The 18,063-nt window shown below is 56.8% G+C and carries 14 protein-coding genes; 5 read left to right on the top strand and 9 right to left on the bottom strand.

Translation table 11 applies throughout. From position 1 onward, the window contains the following. Nucleotides 1-2 precede the first annotated feature (2 nt). From Tam1G_RS01770 to Tam1G_RS01755, 4 genes are all read left to right on the top strand, one after another. Entirely contained in the window at nt 3-2,426 is a 2,424-nt protein-coding gene (locus Tam1G_RS01770) for an energy-coupling factor transporter ATPase (protein WP_101625237.1), read from the top strand. A gap of 137 nt (nt 2,427-2,563) precedes the next feature. Continuing rightward, a complete protein-coding gene (locus Tam1G_RS01765) occupies nt 2,564-2,869 on the top strand; it encodes a YhbY family RNA-binding protein (protein WP_033890273.1) in 306 nt (101 codons plus the stop codon). Nucleotides 2,870-3,154: 285 nt separating this feature from the next. Beyond that, nucleotides 3,155-3,802 carry a TM2 domain-containing protein gene (locus Tam1G_RS01760; protein ID WP_242689602.1) on the top strand — a complete coding sequence of 216 codons (648 nt, stop codon included), beginning with the start codon at nt 3,155-3,157 and terminating at the stop codon, nt 3,800-3,802. A 368-nt stretch (nt 3,803-4,170) separates the two neighbouring features. Then, entirely contained in the window at nt 4,171-4,590 is a 420-nt protein-coding gene (locus Tam1G_RS01755) for a hypothetical protein (protein ID WP_033890271.1), read from the top strand. A gap of 108 nt (nt 4,591-4,698) precedes the next feature. Here Tam1G_RS01755 and Tam1G_RS01750 read toward each other — a convergent pair whose 3' ends face one another. The 9 genes from Tam1G_RS01750 to fruE all read right to left on the bottom strand — a co-directional run bounded on the left by Tam1G_RS01750 (nt 4,699) and on the right by fruE (nt 17,490). After that, a complete protein-coding gene (locus Tam1G_RS01750) occupies nt 4,699-5,685 on the bottom strand; it encodes a D-2-hydroxyacid dehydrogenase (RefSeq protein WP_165781863.1) in 987 nt (328 codons plus the stop codon). A 69-nt stretch (nt 5,686-5,754) separates the two neighbouring features. Further along, nucleotides 5,755-7,218 (bottom strand): MFS transporter, encoded by a 1,464-nt coding sequence (locus Tam1G_RS01745; protein WP_033890268.1) that lies wholly within the window; start codon nt 7,216-7,218, stop codon nt 5,755-5,757. Nucleotides 7,219-7,399: 181 nt separating this feature from the next. Then, on the bottom strand, nt 7,400-8,464 hold the full coding sequence (locus Tam1G_RS01740; RefSeq protein WP_101625236.1) for a LacI family DNA-binding transcriptional regulator: 1,065 nt from the start codon (nt 8,462-8,464) through the stop codon (nt 7,400-7,402). A gap of 197 nt (nt 8,465-8,661) precedes the next feature. Beyond that, nucleotides 8,662-10,053 (bottom strand): MFS transporter, encoded by a 1,392-nt coding sequence (locus Tam1G_RS01735; protein WP_033890266.1) that lies wholly within the window; start codon nt 10,051-10,053, stop codon nt 8,662-8,664. Nucleotides 10,054-10,139: 86 nt separating this feature from the next. Further along, complete coding sequence (locus Tam1G_RS01730; RefSeq protein ID WP_101625235.1) at nt 10,140-12,308, bottom strand: alpha-galactosidase; 2,169 nt, start codon at nt 12,306-12,308, stop codon at nt 10,140-10,142. A 428-nt stretch (nt 12,309-12,736) separates the two neighbouring features. After that, entirely contained in the window at nt 12,737-13,756 is a 1,020-nt protein-coding gene (gene fruG / locus Tam1G_RS01725) for a fructose ABC transporter permease FruG (RefSeq protein WP_033890264.1), read from the bottom strand. Beyond that, a complete protein-coding gene (gene fruF, locus Tam1G_RS01720; protein ID WP_033890263.1) occupies nt 13,753-14,823 on the bottom strand; it encodes a fructose ABC transporter permease FruF in 1,071 nt (356 codons plus the stop codon). Before fruF ends, fruG begins: the two co-directional genes overlap by 4 nt. Nucleotide 14,824: 1 nt before the next feature. Further along, complete coding sequence (gene fruK / locus Tam1G_RS01715; RefSeq protein ID WP_101625234.1) at nt 14,825-16,363, bottom strand: fructose ABC transporter ATP-binding protein FruK; 1,539 nt, start codon at nt 16,361-16,363, stop codon at nt 14,825-14,827. 146 nt (nt 16,364-16,509) lie between these two features. Next, nucleotides 16,510-17,490: a fructose ABC transporter ATP-binding protein FruE gene (fruE, locus tag Tam1G_RS01710; protein WP_101625233.1), complete on the bottom strand. Its 981-nt coding sequence runs from the start codon at nt 17,488-17,490 to the stop codon at nt 16,510-16,512. A gap of 286 nt (nt 17,491-17,776) precedes the next feature. On the opposite strand from fruE, the gene Tam1G_RS01705 reads away from it, so the two are divergent. After that, nucleotides 17,777-18,049: a hypothetical protein gene (locus Tam1G_RS01705; RefSeq protein WP_033890259.1), complete on the top strand. Its 273-nt coding sequence runs from the start codon at nt 17,777-17,779 to the stop codon at nt 18,047-18,049. Nucleotides 18,050-18,063 lie beyond the last annotated feature (14 nt).

Here is an 18,063-nt window from a genome sequence, read left to right as displayed (position 1 = left end):
CAATGAATTCATCCGACGCCCAGATGTCAGCCGCCGAGCTCAACCATATTCGATTCAGTTATGACCACGGCTCAACCTGGGCGTTGGATGATGTATCGCTCACCGTATATGCCGGCGAACGGTTGTGCTTGGTAGGTCCCAACGGTTCCGGCAAATCCACACTGGCCCGGCTGATTGCGGGCCTGACCGCACCCGACGCAGGCGCAATAACACTGCTTGGGCATACCGTATATACTTCGGAAGCTGGTCCGAATGCCGAGGAATACCGTGCCGCCCGCCGGGGCATCGGCATGGTATTCCAGAATCCGGAAGATCAAATCGTCACCACAGTAATCGAAGACGATGTAGCCTTTGGTCCAGAGAACTTAGGCATTCCGCGCACTCGTATCGGCGAGCGAATTAATGCAAGTCTTGAAGCGGTGGGGCTGGCTTCTCACCGCGATTCCGATCCTACGCGCATGAGCGGCGGCCAGCAGCAGCGTGCCACCATCGCCGGCATGCTGGCTATGAATCCCGCCATATTGGTGCTTGACGAGCCGACTGCGATGTTGGATGAAACCGCGCGCGCTGAAGTCATGAACGTGCTCGACGCGCTGCATGCTCGCGGCACCACGATTGTGCATGTAACCCATCATCCGCAAGAGGCTGCACACGCTGACCGCGTGGTGCATATGGAACATGGGCGTATTACTGAAATTGCCGCGCAACCGCAGGTGCAGTCAAACCACGCTAATAGTTGCCCGGATCCTGCAGTCGCCCAGGAATTGCACGCACAGGAGAACAGTACCGCAACCACTACCGCTGGCTCCGATTCTTTGCCCTTACTTGGCTCGGACGCTGACGCGGCACGTAACGATACCGCTCACAATGCTGCTTCCGCTCCGGCCATTCGCGTTGAGCATCTGAGTTTCCGGTACGGTTCAGGACGAACGGTTATCGATAATCTTTCGTTTGCTATTCCGCGCGGTGAAACCGTGGCTGTGATGGGCACCAATGGTTCCGGCAAATCCACGTTGGCGAAACTGCTGTGCGCATTGGGCAAACCGTCTGCCGGCAGTATCGAAGTGGCCGGTGTGCCTCTTTCCCTCGAACGCGGTGGCAAGCGAAAGCCGCGAAGCGCAAATCGCAAACAATTGATGCAATTGCGCAAGCGCGTCGGCTATGTGATGCAGCATCCTGAGCATCAGCTGTTCGCGGATACCGTTGCTGAAGACATAGCGTATGGGCCACGCAATCAGGGATTAACAGAGTCGGAAGTGCAGGGCCGCGTGCATCAGGCATTGGATATGCTGCGTATCGCGCATCTGGCGAACCGCTCCCCCTTCGATCTTTCCGGAGGCCAGCAGCGTCTGGTCGCTATTGCCGGCGTAGTGGCTTGCCAGCCGGAGGTACTCATTATGGATGAGCCCACGGCAAGCTTGGATGTACACGCCAAGGCACGCATTCATGAGCTGATTCGCACATTGCAGCGCCAGGGCGTAACCATATTCATCATTACGCATGATCGTGCGGAGGCGTTCGCGCTGGCTCAACGCGTGGTACGCATGCCAGACGCTCATGAAACCGCAGTTGAAGAGCCGCCGCAGGGAGCAGGAACCTCGCGTGAAATCAACGATGCGAGCGCTGGCACGGCTGTACCGGCTTCACCTGCAGCAACCAAAGCTCATCAGAATCGTTCTTTTGTGCAGCAGCTTGATCCGCGTGTGAAAATGGTGGGATTCCTCGCGGCGATGTTCACCATGTTTGCGGTCAGCACACCAGCACAGCTTGCACTGGGCATTGCCGTGAATTTGGCGCTGATTGCAGCCGCGCGAATCAACCCGGTGAGACTGTTGAGTGTGATTCATCCGATTCTTGCCTTGCTGGCGTTGATGAGCCTTGCCAATCTGATAGTGGTGCGCACTGGTACGGTACTGGCGAGTTTCGGCCCGCTCCTCATCACCTCGGATGGCGTATTGATCGCCGTGCTCTATGCCTGCCGTTTTGCGCTGGTGATTATTTTGGGTGCCGTGTTTCTCAATACCACAACGCCCACAGCTATGACCGACGCGTTCGAGGCATTATTGAAGCCTTTGTCTCGAGTCGGCGTGCATACGCAGGAGATTGCATTGGTGATGAGCCTGGCATTGCGCTTCATTCCCACGCTTACCGGTGAGACCAAGTCCATCGTCGACGCGCAGGCGGCACGAGGCGGATCCGTGGAGACCGGGTCACCTATGCAACGCATCAAGGCGATGAGCGCAATCATCGTACCGGTATTCGCCGGTACTTTGCGCCATGCGGATAATCTGAGTTTGGCGTTGGATGCTCGCTGTTACGAGGAGGGAATTCAGCGCACACATTGGCGGGTCTTCTCCCCCGGCTGGCGCGATGCGATATTCGCGGCCGTAATCATCGCATATATTACGGCGATTATTGTGCTCTGATCTTGTCTAGGGAGGCTTCTTCATCAGCCGTGCGCGTTTCACACATTGTTTCACATCGCGGTTGTACTCGCCCTTCAGGCACACATGACCTGCCTGACGGCTATGCTCGAGTGGTTACTCGAATGTAAGGAATTCTTATGGCATTGACCAAAAAGCAAATCAAGCAGCTGCGCGCACTGGCCAACTCGCTGAAGCCGCTGTTCTACGTGGGCAAGAACGATTTGACCGAAGCTGCCGTCAAGCAGGCTGACGAAACCATTGAAAAGCATGAGCTCATCAAGTGCGCCGTGCAGGACGGTTCGGGACTCACCGCCAAGGAAGCGGCTGCGGAATTGGCTGAACAGCTCGGTGCCGAAGTGGTGCAGTCCATCGGCAACCGTTTCGTAATCTACCGCGCCTCGAAGCGTGAGGATGTGGAGCACATCAAGCTCGTGCGCGAATAATTCCAACGCAACCGGCTAACACAGCGCCTGACGGCCATGTTCGTATCGATATGCGAGGAGCCGCCGGGCGCATTGTTTATGGCTCTGTTAACCCAAGATTGGTGGGACTACCCCTCAGTCGGCTTCGCCGCCAGCTCCCCTGACAAGGGGAGCCAAACAAGGGGGCATGTCAATTTTGGTGTAACAGAGCTTTGTTTATTCCTGGCCATTTTTCTGTTCTAGGCAAAACGTGAGAAGATGTATACCAGCGACGAACCATCGTCACGCATCTCGAGAAGGGACCCAATGATGAGTAACGACCAGCAGCCTTATGTTCCGGTGAATCCGGATCCCAATACACCAGCGACTCCGGCCACTCCGGAAGCTCCGGAATCTTCTGCTATGCCAAGCGATTCGACTGCCACTCCGTCAAATCCTTATGAACAGGCGAACCCTTATACTCAGCCGCAGCCGCAATACAATCCGTACGAGCAGCAGACACCTGCAGGCCAGCCTCAGTATGCACAGACATCATATGGCGGCCAGCAGCCTTACGCTCAACAGTACGATCAGGCCTATGGTCAGCAGCAATATGCGCAATCGCAGTATGGCCAGACTTCCAACCCATACACTCAACCTCAGTACGGCACTCCGCAGTATGGCGCCCCTCAATACGGTGTTCCGCCATATGGCATGGGATATTCGTCCAAGTCCAAACTGGCCGCAGGTCTGCTCGGCATCTTCCTCGGTGGTTTCGGCGTGCACAATTTCTACCTTGGCAATACCGGCAAGGCTGTTGCGCAGCTGTTGCTCACACTAGTTGGCTGGATTTTGCTTGGTCTGGGACCGCTTGCCGCCGGCATCTGGGGTTTGGTGGAAGGCATTCTGATTCTGACCAGCCGTTACGGATCCCCGTGGCATCAGGATGCTAACGGGCAGGAGTTGACCGATTAGTCATAGCCTCAAGCAAATTCGACCCTAGTTCGATTGCCGCGACACGCCGGCCATGCATGTGTTCAATCATGCATGGCCGTTTTTGTTGTTCATTTACCAAGTAAAGTGAACATTGTAAATGTTCACTTTCGCAAAAAGAACACAGCGAATATCACAGCAAAACAATACCTTCCAAAACAGTTACCGACTCATGAATTACATGTTAAACGGCTTATTTTCAGCATTTTACATGCTAGGCTAAGGAACCAGCACAAACCAATGTGCGCATCCTTTCTCACAAGAGAAAGGATTATAGATGTGCGTTTTACTACGTAATCGAACAATACCGACTTCACCATGAAGCACGGCATGCTCACGAAAGGACCATCATGGCTGAAGAAAAAGTCATCGTCGTAGACCCAGATATGTTTGGCAAGGACCCGGCCTCCAAGACCGCCAAGGCCAATGAGGTAGCCAAGAGCTTCGGCATCAGCGATCAGGCGCTCAGCGAAGTGGAATACTTCAAGTCCCAGCTGACCAACCACAATGCTTGGGACCTGCCATTCATGGGATACGTGAATGAGGATGGTTACGGTTACGCCTATGTTCCCGACGCAGCCATCACCATGAACCCGTACTGGGATGCGCACAAGGCTTTTCTTGCGCTGCCTGAAGATGTGCAGACCGCATTCGCCATTCGTATGCTGTTCACTCACCGCCCTGTGGATCGTTACGGTGCCGCCATGTTCCTGCACTACCAGCGTGGTTTCAAGGTTGATTTCGAGGGCAACGGTGCCAACAAGTACTGATTGACACCAATTGTTCGTTTCCTGAACACATGTGGCCCGCAAGACAACGACGTCTTGCGGGCCACATCGTTATACAGCAGCTGTCATGCAGCGTCGAACCGCATGAACCTACCTGCGCACGAGATTGATGAGCTCCTGATGGCGCGCATAGCGGGTCACATTGCCCAGTGCGATGCGAATAATCTGTTCGGAAGTCTTCTCCAAATGATTGCCACCGGCCACATGCGGGGTAATCAGGCAGCGCGGCTCATCCCAGAGCGGGCTGGTTTCAGGCAGTGGCTCCGGCTCGGTCACGTCCAAACCAGCTCCGTGAATACTGCCTTCATGGAGGGCCACGGCCAAGGCGTCCGGGTCAATGGCGTCGCCACGTCCCGCGTTAATCACAATGGCAGTTTCCTTCAAACGAGCCAGGCGCGTGGCATCCAGCAGATGATGGGTTTGCGGCGAGCGCGGCACTGCAAGCGCCACCACGTCGGCCAATGGCAGCAGCGCATCCAAACGTTCGAAACCATACATTTTTTCGATGCCCTTTGCCGGAACATCCGCGTGACGACGTACGCCAAAGGTGCGCATGCCGACGCCTTGCGCCAGTTGTGCGAAATGCGAACCGATATCGCCGGCACCAATCACCAAAGCAATGCCGCCTTCAGGGCTTAATACCGAACCCTGATCCTGCCAACGGTGTGCGGTATGATTCGCAGCATACTGGTTGATGTTCTTCATCAGTGCCCACATCAGCGCGAACATGTGCTCGGATACGCTTTGCCCATACGCTCCGGAAGCATTGGTGACCATAGTGCCACGCGGCAGGACGCCTTCTTTGAGGTAGGAGTCTACGCCGGCGCTGAACGTCTGCAACCATTCGAGACGCGGGAAACGTGGGGCTTCATCAACCGGGAAATTACCGATGACGGCAGTGGCCTGAGCGCTCAGTTCGTCAGGAATGGATACTGGCCAGACCATATCCGTACGGTGGGCAACATCGCCCACGAATTCTTGGGGTATGTTCCTTGCTGCTTTGGCAAACGTCTGTTTCTCGGATTCGTTCAGGGGCAAGCAGTTGACGATGAGCTTATGCGTATTCTCGATTCCCATGTTTCACCAACCTAGGCCGCGGTGCGGATAAAAAAGCTCCCCTCACTGAGGGGAGCTGAAATGGATTTTTTACCGGCGAGATGCTCGAATGCGGAAGGCGATGGCCAAGCAGCTCCAACCGATGATGCAGATTACGGTCATGGTGGCGAAGGTCCATGCGCCGCCGACTGCCGTGGCGTGTGCGAACTGCGGCGTGCCTTCTTCGCCAGCTCCCGCCTGTGCCACGGCCAAGATCGTGGAGAACAATGCGGTGCCTGCCGCACCACCGAACTGCAGGCAGGTGTTGAAGATGGCGTTGCCGTCCGGGCGGAACTCATGCGGCACACCAGACAATCCGCTGGTCATGATGTTGGCCGCGCCTACGGCGTAGAAGAAGCCGAAGATGAAGTAGAAGCCGCACAGGAGACCTGCGGTCAAATGCATCGAGAAGATGAGCATCAGCACCGGCCCCAAAATGGCAATGCCAATAGGAATCAGGATGGGCTTGACCGCGCCGAAACGGTCGTACAGCCAGCCACCCACCGGAGCGCATACCGCACCAATCAAGGCGCCTGGCAGCACGAGGGAGCCTGCCACGAATGCGCTTACGCCAAGGGAGAGCTGGGACACGTTAGTGATCACGTAACCGTATCCGATAGCAACCAGTGGCAGTACCAGATAGGCGATGACGTGCAGCAATACGACTGGGTCGCGCAGAATGCCCAGACGCAGCAGCGGGGAGAACGCCTTCTTGGAGCTCAAAGCGAAAAGCATCAGAGAGCCCAAACCGATGATCAGGCTCACGATGGCGATTACAGCAGACTTGGTTGCCGCCTGACCGGATACTGCAGCGCTAATGGCCACGCCACCTTGGTTCAATGCCAGCACCAAGCCGACCAGCGCCAGAATAATGGAACCAAGCTGAATCGGATCAAGGAATGCTGCCTCAGTGGGGGTCTTCTGTTCAATACATTTCGTACCGATGAATGCAGCAATCAACACCAGCGGAATAACCGCTACGAAAATGGCACGCCACGGCAAAATCGCGGTTACAGCACCGCCCACGGTTGGGCCGATGGCCGGGGCCACGGTGATAACCAAGGAGCCGACACCCATAAGTCGGCCGATCTTGGAGCGTGGCGATTGTTCCAAAATAATGTTGATCATCAACGGTGTGGCCACACCAGAGCCAATGCCCTGGATGATTCGGGCAATGATCAGCAGCGGGAAGGCGCTGGCGAAAATCATGATCAAGGAACCAATGATGGCCAGCACTACTGCGGCAAGGAAAATGCCTTTCAGCGGGAAGCGACGCTTCAGGAACGAGCTGATAGGCATGGTGGCAGCCACGGCCAGCAGGTAGATTGTGGTGATCCATTGCACGGTGGCGGTATCAACATGGAATTCGCGCATCAGTGAGGGGAAGAGTACCGTCATCACGGTTTCGGTCAAGATGCCGATGAAGGCCAGTGAACCCACGGCTACAATGGCACCGATAAGTTTCAGTGGAATCTTTTCCGCATCAACCGCGCGCTGCTGCTCATTTTCGGGCATAGGAAAGCTCCTCTACGTCTTTGGTTCAAACAAAATGGAAGTCAGGTTTACCAACCGGCGTATGTGTCTCTACGCGCCATCTGATAGGACCGAAAACAGGTTCCGATGGTGCGCCCCGTTTAGCCAGAACATATTTTAAGGCCGAAGGCGGACGCTGCCGGGCATTCTCGGCGTGGAGAGCTCAGGCGTTCACAGTGGATTCACGCTCGATGAGATGGCCTTCAAACCGTTGATACGCCTGCCATGACTCACCGTGCGCACGGCCCAGCGACACGTCTTCGAGCATCGGAGCGAGCATGGCGAATGCAGCGGCACCCACTCCTTGGAAATCCTGATGAATGGTCGTGATTGAGGGGTTCCAGATTCGCGCCACCGGGTGATCATCGAATCCGGCGACCAGCACGTCCTGCGGCACGCGCAGACCTTCGTCTTCAAGACCACGAATCACACCCATTGCGGTTTCGTCGTTGCCGGCAAATATGGCCTTGACTTCACCGCGCTTGCGCCCTAATATACGACCGGTTTCGCGCGCGCTATCCACATCCCATCCGGCTTCCACAGCCGGTGGAATGGGAACACCAGCCTCCTGGCACGCTTGAAGCCACCCCTCATAACGGCCTTCGGCACCGCCGCCGCCAGGAATACCGACATAATGCACAGGGCTGGAGCCGAGGCCGCGTTCGGCGAGGCGTTGCAGCAGGTGCTGGGTCACGCGGTATCCACCTTCGCGCTCCCCCATCGAAATCTGCGCGATTTCCGTATTGCGCTCTCCCGCCACGCTTACCAATGGCAAAGTGCGAGGAATCATCGACAGCGCCTGCGCACTGGCTTCATCAAAGTTCAACAGCACCACGCCGGCAGGATTATGGTCAAGTGCGGACTGCACACTTTCGCGGATTTGTGCACTGGTACTTCCCGGTTCGGCAATCAGCGCGATGGATAGGGCGAATCCTGCCGCTCGAGCTGCGGTTTCCACGCCTTGAATCACCTGTGTTTGACCGTATCGGGTGGTGTTGGAAGACAGCACCAAGCATTGACTGGATTGCTCGCGCACCAGCGCGCGCGCAATAGCGTTAGGGCGGTAACCAAGCTTGCTGACGGCTTGCGCAATGGCCTGCCGCTTGGTTTCGCTGACTCGCTCCGGCATATTCAAGTAACGGGATACGGTCGGCACGGATACGCCGGCGAGCGCAGCCACATCTTTGATGGATGGTGCTTTGGGCTTGCCGCTTGGTGTTTTAGCCATAGTGCCCCGTTTCCTTTGCCTCGATAACGTTTTTGCTTAGCGAACGCTTGCCATTGTAAGGCATGCGTACGGTTGGGCTCACACTTGCGTAGCGCATAGGAAAAACTTGCACATACAAAACAAAGCCGAACGCAGGCATATTGTATGCTGCGTTCGGCTTTGCTGTATCAGTAATAATCAATCACATAATTGATTGCTTACTTGGCTGCTTCCACCTCGTTGGCGCGAGCCTTAAGCTCGCCAAGCACCTTGTCTTGCTGATCTTCGTAACGCTTGTACAAGTAGACGGGAATCATGCACAGCACGAAGATGATCAGCGGCAGCCAGGTGAAGGAGAAGTGGATGGCAGTGAGTGCGGATGCGCTCTGAGCCTTCACGCCTTCCTGGAATCCGGCGATGCTCAAGATCTGCGAAGGCAGGAAGGCGCCGATGCCGGCACCCATCTTGATGCAGAAGGAGGAACCGATGGCGGTGAGCAGACCGGCTGCGCGGATGCCGTTCTTCCATTCGCCGTAGTCAACGGAGTAGGTGACCATGAGCACGAACAGGGAGCACAGGGTGCCGGTGCCGAGGCAGGCAATGCACCAGGAGACGATCATCACCGGGATGTTGCCGCCTGCTACCGCCAGACCGATCTGGCCAGCGCCGGCAAAGCCGAGAGCGAGCAGCGTAGTACCCCACAGGTGCAGGCGCTTGCACAGGAACGGTACGCTCATCATGCCGAGCACCTGAATGATGGAGATGCCGTTCAGGATGGAAGTCCAGCTTTCATTGCCCACGTTGTAGCGGAAGTAGTACGGCAGCATGGAGGTGCGTGCGGTGAAGCCGATCCAGAAGACCACGTTGGCTACGACCACGAGAATCCACGGCCAGTTGGCCTTGGCTGCGCGGAAGGAATCACGGATGGAAATCGGCTTGGTACGTTCGATGTTCTGCTCGCGCATGTCGAGGAAGGCGATGACCAGCAGCACGAGAGCCACCAGGCAGTAGAGGCCCACGGCCACACGCCAGCCGTTGGCGGAGGTGGAGGAACCGCCGATCTTGGTGGACAGCGGCAGGATGAAGGTCACAGCAAGGAAGTTGCCGATGTTGCCGCCGACCATACGGAAGGTGCTGGCCACGTTACGCTCGTCCGGGTTGGAGGTGAGGTTCGGCAGCACGGAGGTGATTGGCGCACTCATGCCGGTGTAGGAGATGCCGGCAAGCACGTAGACCACACCGGCGTACCATGCGCGGGCGGCAGGGTCGGAGATGGGCGGTGCGCAGAACAGCAGGAAGACGAACAGCGAGAACGGCACGGCCATCCACAGGAACCACGGACGGGACTGGCCCCAGCGGGTGTGCGTGTGATCGATGATCACACCCCACACCGGAGCATCGAAAGCGTCGAAGAAGCGGGCGACGAGCAAGATTGTGCCGGCTACGGCCATAGACAGGCCGTATACCTCGGTGAAGTAGTAGAGGGCGTACGTGCTGATGATGCAGTACAGCAGGTTGCCGGAAAGATCGGTGAACGAGTAGGTCACCTTGCGATGCAATGGCATCTGATGAGGGTTGCGCGGATCGGCCGCGGTAGTGGATTGGCTCATGATTGTTCCTTGATATGGGTTGGTGGTGGTATGCGGCGCAGCTCTATCTGCGCCGCGGATGTATTGCCGGTGTTATTGCCGGTTGATCAATCGACGGTGACGGCGAAGGTGCGGGAGGCCCAGGTGCCGGTCGGCACTGTGACTTCCAGTACGCCTTCATCGGCGTGCCATTGCGTAGGCCAGGATTCGAAGCCTTCAACTGGGAAGATGGGCTGCACTGTGGCTTCATGGCCTTGTGCGTGGGCGAGGTTCAGGCGAACCGTGCTGTTCTTGGCCTCGCGAGCCCAGACCGTAATCAGCGTGGATTGCTCGCTGCCTGATGCAGGGCGCAGGCCAAATGCCACGGTATCGCTCTCCCATTCCGGTAGACCGAGCGGCCAGAACGGCACCGACGAGCCGATGATTGGCTGCACATGCTGCTTGTATGATTCGATGCCTTTGGCCACGAGCTTGTGCTGGTCTTCATCCATGCGGTTGAGGTAACCGGAGAGGAAGAAGCGGCCCAGGAAGGTGGTGTTGATGTTGAACGCGGTTTCCTCGTCGCTCATGCCGGATTGCGGGTATGCCCAGCTGGCGGCCTGCTCGGGCAGCATCAGCATGGGAGCCGCGGCGGCGATGGCCGGATAGAGTTTCCAATCCTGCTGGTCGGAGGTGGACTGCACTTGGAAGCGGCTGAGCTGAGCGAAATCCTCGCGCATGCCGCCGGACGAGCAGTTTTCCAGAATCAGATCGGGGTAACGGCGGCGCAGTCCGTCGATCCAGGCACTGTAGGCGCGATTGTGTTCGAGCAGCGCGTCTCCGAGACTGTCGGCGTTGTGGTCGGAGCCGATGCCGGGAGAAACGTTGTAATCAAGCTTGAAGTAGCCAACGCCATACTCCCCTACGATGCGGTCGATGACCGAATCCATGTAGTCACGAGTGTCCTGGCTGCGGAAGTCGAGAATGTAACGCTGCTGCTCGACCACACGCTTGCCCGCTCGGGTGATGAATGCGGAGTCAGGCAGCTGATTAGCTACCGGGGATTCGACGCCAATGACTTCCGGCTCCAGCCAGATGCCCGGAATCATGCCCTGTTCCTTAATGGCATCGATGACTTCCACGATGCCCTTCGGACCGGGGAATCGAGTCTTGGAAGGCATCCACTCGCCCACGGATGGCCACCAGTTGCCGGTGTCGTCATACCAACCGCAGTCGATGACGAAGATTTCCACGCCAACCTCAGCGGCCGCCTTAATCAAGGGCAGTTCCTTGGCAGTGGTTGGGTCGCCGTAGATGGTGTTCATGTAATCGTTGAACACCACGGAAGGATGCGCGTTGTCTGCATGCTTGACACGCCATGCGCGACGGTATGCAGTGATGTTCGCGGTGGCTTCGTTGAAGTCGGTAGCAATGGTAAAGGACGCTGGCACAGTGGCAAAGGAGGCGCCGGGCTTCAGCGTCTTGCTCCATGCGTGGCTTTCTTCCACAGGGCCGGCAAGCGCGATGTAACCGTCTGCCGTATCCTGACCGATTTCCCAGCGCCAAGCGCCGTTATGTTCCACTTGGAAAATCCATGCGAGGCCAAGCACCTTGTTTTCCAGTACGGCGAGCGGCACATGCTGGCCGGTGGACCAGGTGCCCGTGGAGATGACCTGATGACGACCGCGAGGATCCCATCCAGTCAGTTCCTCATGAATGCGCGGGAAGATGCGACGTAATGGCGTGGTGTGCCATCGTCCTTCGCACAACCAGTCCATGTCCGCTTCGGTGAGCGTCCAATCGCCAAACGTGTTGGAATCGGTGGGAGAAGCTCCGGTCGGAGCGCCAAAGCTGCCAGCGAAGCTGGTAACGGATTCCAGGGTGACGTCATCCTGTTCGTTGGCGTTCGTCACTGTGGCCCAAGTGCGCACCATTGGCGAGCTCGTCGCAACCTCATAGGTTACTACCGCTTCGACGCCAGTGCGCGGATCACTCAGGGTAATGTCCAAACGGCTGGCGGTGGACTGTGCTTCTGCGCTTTCCGGTTCTACGGCTCGATTGGTGACATGGCTGACGTAGCGCAGGTCCTTGCCGATAGTGGTGTGGGTGATTTTGCCGCAGGCCAGCCAATGGCCGGAACCGGAAGCAAGAATTTCCACGATAGGCGTGGCATGCGCAAAGGTCACGTCGATGTGCTGCTTCGGCACTCGGTATGCCACCAGCGCTACTGGTTGGTCGTCGGCGTATGCAAAGTCGAGCTCAACGCCGCCGCCCTCCCATGTGAATGTGCTGCTCATTGATGTTCCTTATATGTTGTCGATTGCACCTCATGGCAGCGGCCTTGCTTGACAGCGTTGTTCCGCACGCCATTGTGGTTGCGTATGTTCACAGCATAGCGCGATAACGTTTTCATAGCAAAGTGGCAACGATAACAATTTGATATACAAAGCTGTCTTTTTCTAAATAGCCAGCATTATTGAATCGTTTTCATAAAATGCTAATGCAGCGGTCATGGACCAAAACTCATATAAAAAACGTGTGGGGAGCAGTTCGGATTTCCGAGCTGCTCCCCACACGTCGATGAAAGGAAGAAAAGAAAAAGGAGAAAGATTGCGGTGTACGCTCCGGTTGTCGGCACTCCCCCGTTCTGCGGCGAACTGATGAAGAGTGATTGCAACCGGAGCACACCTATTCAGTTATTGTTCAGTTATGTGTTCGCGGAGGCCTATTTTTTCTCCCCGACTGCCATCACGGCGCGCTGCAGCACCACGAAGACGAGGATCATGAGGCCGACCACGATGGTGGTCCATTCTGCCGGCACACCGAAGTCGGAGGTGAGCGGGTCGAGGATGGAGCGGACCAGAGCGCCGAGCACGGAACCGAGCACGTAGCCGAAGCCACCGGTGATGATCGTACCGCCGATAACCACGGAGGCCACTGCGTCGAGCTCCCAGCCCACGCCAACGGTGTTCTTTGCGGAACCGATGTTGGCGGTGTACACAATCGAAGCCAGGGCCGCAAGGATTGCGGAGGTCAGATAGATGGTGTACTGGGTGCGCTTGACCGGCAGACCCATCAGCTCAGCGGAGGAACGGGAGCCACCGATGGCGTAGATGGTGCGGCCAGTGCGGGTGTGGTGCAGGAAGATGTAGCCGTAGATCACAACAATCAGAGCGATAACAACGCCAATGTTGAAGGAGAGATCGTTGGAGATCTTCGGGTTATCAATGATCTTGATCTCGTTGGCGATGAAGTCGAAGTTGTTGTTCTCCGGGAAGGTCAGGGAGTCGGTGGAGATGATGGAGGCGATACCGCGAGCCAGGAACATCGTAGACAGGGTTGCGATGAACGGCTGCATGTTGAATTCCTCAATCAGCGTGCCGGCCAGCAGACCGAACACAGCACCGATCAGCAACATGATGACCATGACCAGGATGGCGGGAACACCGGCGTTTGCCAGCTTCAGGCCGACGACTGCGGTGATTGCCACGATGGCGCCGACAGACAGATCGATACCACCGGTCAAAATCGGCAAGGTCATGGCCACTGCCAGGATGATCAGGTAGGCGTGGTCGATGAACAGGGAGGAGATGAAGCCCAGTCGGATGTAGGTACCGAACAGTGCCTGTCCCATGATGATCATCAGCAGGAAGATTACAACGGCCGCGAGGGTCGGAATCATCTGACGATCAAGCTTGAAGCCCTTCTTAGGAGCCTTTACCTTATTTGCCGTAGCTGTTGTCATGCTGCCACCGCCTTAGCTTGAGCCTTGAGTGCACGCTTGCGCTTCATTTCCGCACCCAAGTTGTGGATCTTAGGAGCCTGCATCACGCAGATCACGATCACGACGACGGCGAAGAAAGCCGGGGTTGCTTCGGCGTTGATGCCGAGGGTGATGATGGTCTTGCGGATCATGGCGATAATCACAGCGCCGACAGCAGAGCCGGCGAGGGAGAACTTACCACCGAGCAGCGAGGTGCCGCCGATGACGACTGCGAGGATAGCGTACATTTCGAGGTCCTGACCGGTCTTGACCACGTCAACACGCATCACGGATGCGGTGGCGAACAGACCAGCGATGGCCGCGAGGAAGCCGGAGACCGCGTAGACGAGGAAGAGGATCTTCTTCGGCTTGATACCAGTCATACGGGAGGCTTCCTGGTTGATGCCCACGGCCTCAATCATCATGCCCATTGCGGTCTTGCGGCACAGCAGGCCGACCAGAATCACAATGACCACGGCGATAACGAAGTTGGCGGGGATGCCGAGGATGAAGCCATTGGCGAACCACTTGAGCGGCTCGTTGCCGGCGACTGCGGAAGCATCGGTGTTCTCACCGGAGGTAATCACCTTGGCGATACCACGGCCGGCGAGCATCATGATCAGGGTGGTGATGAACGGCTGGAGACCAAGCAGGGAGACCAGAGCGCCGTTGACGCAGCCGATGGCCAGACCAACGAGCAGGGCAATCAGGATGGAGACCCACACGTTCACGCCGTTGGAGAGGGACTGCATGGCGGCGGCACCTGCCACGGCCATCACGGAGCCGACCGAGAGGTCGATGCCTGCGGTGGAGATGACCAGGGTCATACCGGTGGCGATCATCAGGTATCGGGCGGATTCCTGAAGCATGGTAATCAGCGGGCCGGCCAGACCGCCGGTGTTGTCGTTCCAGCTCAATGCCAGGAAGTCATGCTGGAAGATGGTGCAGATGACGACCAGGAGGATGAATGCCACAATGGACCAGGTCAGGTTGTTGCTCAGCAGCTTCTTCACGAGAGCGTTGCCCTCTTCCTTTGCCTTTTCAGCCATCTCACGCCTCCTTTCCGTTCACGTTGGTGTTAGCAATGGTTTCGACGATGGTCGCCTGAGAGACGGTGTCGTCGTTTTCGATTTCTGCGATCTTGTGGCGATCCTTCAGGACCTCAATGTCGTCGGACAGACGCACGACCTCTTCAAGCTCGGAGGAGATGAAGACAACGCCCATGCCCTTGGCGGCGAGGTCGAGCACGACCTGCTGGATTTCAGCCTTGGCGCCGATATCGATACCACGGGTCGGCTCGTCGAGGATGAGCAGCTCCGGGTGGGTGGCCAGCCAGCGGCCAATCAGCACCTTCTGCTGGTTACCACCAGACAGGTTCTTGATCGGGCGATCGGGATCGCGCGGACGAACGTTGAGCTCTTCCATGTACTTGTCGACGATCGCATCCGCTTCCTTCTTCGGAATCGGGTTGAACATGCCGCGGGTGGCCTGTAGTGCGATGAGGATGTTCTGGCGAACGGTGAGGTCGCCGATGATGCCCTCATCACGACGGTTTTCGGTGGAGTATGCGATTTTGTTCTTCAGGGCGGTGTACGGGTCGGAAATGTTGACCTGCTTGCCGTTGAACTCGTAGGTACCGGAGTCCGGCTTGTCTGCGCCGAAGAGCAGACGGCCAAGCTCGGTACGACCGGAGCCCAGCAGGCCTGCGAAGCCGACGACCTCGCCCTTGTAGATGTCCAGATCGACCGGATTGATGGTGCCCTTCTTGCCCAGGCCCTTGACTTCGGCCAGCGGCTTCTCGCCGGACTTGATTTCACGGCGGGACTTCTTGGCGCCAATCTGGGAAAGCTCGGCGGCGGACTTACCGATCATCATGCCGATGAGTTCGTCACGCGGAGTGTCCTTGGTCATGACTTCCTTGATGAACTTACCGTTACGCAGAATGGTCAGACGGTCGGTGATCTCGTAGATCTGATCGAGGAAGTGGGAGACGAACAGGATGGCCACGCCCGAGTCACGCACCTTGCGCATGATCTTGAACAGGTCCTGCACTTCGTTGGCATCCAGGGAGGAAGTCGGCTCATCGAGAATCAGCACCTTGGCGTTGATGACCATAGCGCGGGCGATGGCGACCAGCTGCTGCATGGCGATGGAGATGGAGCTCAGCGGAGTGTGCGGGTCGATCTTCTCCAGACCCATCTGAGCCAGATACGTCTTGGCGGCTTCGTGGGTCTTCTTCCAGTCGATGCCGAACGGGCCACGCTTTTCATGGCCGAGCATCACGTTCTCACCAACGGAGAGGTTGGTGCACAGGTTCACTTCCTGGTACACGGTGGCGATACCGGCGTTTTGAGCATCCAAAGTGCCGTTGAAGCTTTGCGGCTTGCCCTCGACGGTGATGGAGCCCGAGTTGATCTTGTACACACCGGTCAGAGCCTTGATCATGGTCGACTTACCAGCGCCGTTCTCACCCATGAGAGCGTGCACTTCACCTGGGTAGAGGGTCAAGTCGACACCGTCCAAAGCCTTGACGCCCGGGAACTCAATCGTGATGCCCTTCATCACGACGATAGGGGTTTTATCAGTCATGTCTTTGCCTTAAACGAGAAGGAATTTTTGTTATCGTTTTGTGATATTTGGGCCGAACATGAGTGATGGTGTGGAAGGAGCATGTTTTCCTTCTCACACCATCACTACGAGTTCAGTTCAGTTATCAGTGTTGAGCAGCCGTGCTATCAGTAAGCGCGGGAGTTGTTGTCCAGAGCTTCCTTGGCGCTGGCGGCGTCGAAGGTCTTGGACTCGATCTGGATGTCCTTCTCAACCTTCTTGCCATCCAGGTAATCCTTGACAGCCTGAGCGGTTTCCTTACCGAAGATCGGGTTGTACTCGATCACGTAGGAGAGGTCACCGTCAACCAGAGCCTGCAGAGCGTTCTTAGTACCGTCGATGGTGATGATCTTGACCTTGCCCTTGAGGCCGGCAGCGTCAACAGCCTGAGCGGCACCGAGGCCCATCTCATCGTTCTGGGCGAAGATGAACTGCGGGTTCTCGGACTTGTACTTGTCGAGCAGACCAGCGGTCACGGTCTTGGCCTCATCAGTGGACCAGTTAGCGGACTGGGACTCAAGCACCTTGATGTTGGAAGCAACCTTGTCGGACCAGCCGGTGCCACGATCCTTCACCACGGACAGGCCTGCAGGGCCTTCCAGGATGAAGCCGTTGGCGCCGTCCGGGAAGCTCTTATTCACGAACTCAGCAGCCTGCTGGCCGGCCCATTCGTTGGACGGTCCAATGTGGGAGACGATAGCCTTCTTAGCATCGGCATCCTTGACGGACACGTTACGATCCACGGTGAAGACCGGAATCTCAGCCTCAGCGGCCTTCTTCAGGGAGTCATCCCAACCGGAATCCTCAGTGGAAGACAGGATGATGGCGTCAACTTCGTCGTTCACGAACTTGTTGAAAGCCTGAATCTGCTTCTGCTGATCGTTGTTCTGAGTCGGGGAGTAGACCAGATCGAAGCCTGCATCCTTGAATGCGGACTTGATGTCGTTCTCGTTAGCGGTACGGAAGCCGCCCTCAGGACCAACGGCCACGAAGCCGACGGTCTTCTTGCCATCGTTGTTGCCACCAGCGCTGCTGGAACCACAAGCCGCAACACTTACCAATGCAGCAGCGGAAGCAACGAGAGCAATAGCTTTCTTCCAATTCTTCATGAATACTCCTCCTCGAGCAGTGTTCTCTGGATGTCCATCCATCCACATTGATGACTTCATGTCATCGACAGTCTTAAGTATGGAACGAACAGGTCTGATGTTCAATCGTGAGCGGTAACAGTTTGATAACAGGTCTATAACGTTTTGATAACAGTGCGTTCAGATGGGCGAAACTCGGCGGATTACGGCCATTTATCAACCATAATGGTAGTTGGTTGCATAGCGGCAATGCCGCTCGTCAACCGAGCGACAAGGCCGTTGCTACAGGTATACAGAAAGGGTAACTATGCAGAAGACCGTGTTTCTTATCATCAAGCAGGTGGAGGGTGTGAAGCAGCTGGCCGGCGTGGCCGCCACTATCGGCGATGCCGCCAAGCTTCTGGCCAAGTGGGAGCCGGAATGCCCGGATAACTTCAACTTCCTGGGCACCAAGGAAGAGTACGGCGTGACCCGTCACCTGTTCAACATCCCGTTCAACATGGCATACCTCATTTATGAGGTTCCGATGAACTCCGAAGTGCCGGCCGAACTGTTCAAGAAGGAATACGGCGGCATCTGATCTGTCTGACACCC

It is taken from the genome of Bifidobacterium imperatoris, from assembly GCF_002860405.1.
Taxonomy (GTDB): Bacteria; Actinomycetota; Actinomycetes; order Actinomycetales; family Bifidobacteriaceae; genus Bifidobacterium; species Bifidobacterium imperatoris.
The sequence above is the reverse complement of the archived record's forward strand: the minus strand, read 5'-3'. Positions and strand labels throughout refer to the sequence as shown.

Coding starts and splice junctions, on each gene's coding strand:
- Tam1G_RS01770 (WP_101625237.1), top strand. CDS start 3: ATGAATTCATCCGACGCCCAGATGTCAGCCGCCGAGCTCAACCATATT.
- Tam1G_RS01765 (WP_033890273.1), top strand. CDS start 2,564: ATGGCATTGACCAAAAAGCAAATCAAGCAGCTGCGCGCACTGGCCAAC.
- Tam1G_RS01760 (WP_242689602.1), top strand. CDS start 3,155: ATGATGAGTAACGACCAGCAGCCTTATGTTCCGGTGAATCCGGATCCC.
- Tam1G_RS01755 (WP_033890271.1), top strand. CDS start 4,171: ATGGCTGAAGAAAAAGTCATCGTCGTAGACCCAGATATGTTTGGCAAG.
- Tam1G_RS01750 (WP_165781863.1), bottom strand. CDS start 5,685: ATGGGAATCGAGAATACGCATAAGCTCATCGTCAACTGCTTGCCCCTG.
- Tam1G_RS01745 (WP_033890268.1), bottom strand. CDS start 7,218: ATGCCCGAAAATGAGCAGCAGCGCGCGGTTGATGCGGAAAAGATTCCA.
- Tam1G_RS01740 (WP_101625236.1), bottom strand. CDS start 8,464: ATGGCTAAAACACCAAGCGGCAAGCCCAAAGCACCATCCATCAAAGAT.
- Tam1G_RS01735 (WP_033890266.1), bottom strand. CDS start 10,053: ATGAGCCAATCCACTACCGCGGCCGATCCGCGCAACCCTCATCAGATG.
- Tam1G_RS01730 (WP_101625235.1), bottom strand. CDS start 12,308: ATGAGCAGCACATTCACATGGGAGGGCGGCGGCGTTGAGCTCGACTTT.
- fruG (WP_033890264.1), bottom strand. CDS start 13,756: ATGACAACAGCTACGGCAAATAAGGTAAAGGCTCCTAAGAAGGGCTTC.
- fruF (WP_033890263.1), bottom strand. CDS start 14,823: ATGGCTGAAAAGGCAAAGGAAGAGGGCAACGCTCTCGTGAAGAAGCTG.
- fruK (WP_101625234.1), bottom strand. CDS start 16,363: ATGACTGATAAAACCCCTATCGTCGTGATGAAGGGCATCACGATTGAG.
- fruE (WP_101625233.1), bottom strand. CDS start 17,490: ATGAAGAATTGGAAGAAAGCTATTGCTCTCGTTGCTTCCGCTGCTGCA.
- Tam1G_RS01705 (WP_033890259.1), top strand. CDS start 17,777: ATGCAGAAGACCGTGTTTCTTATCATCAAGCAGGTGGAGGGTGTGAAG.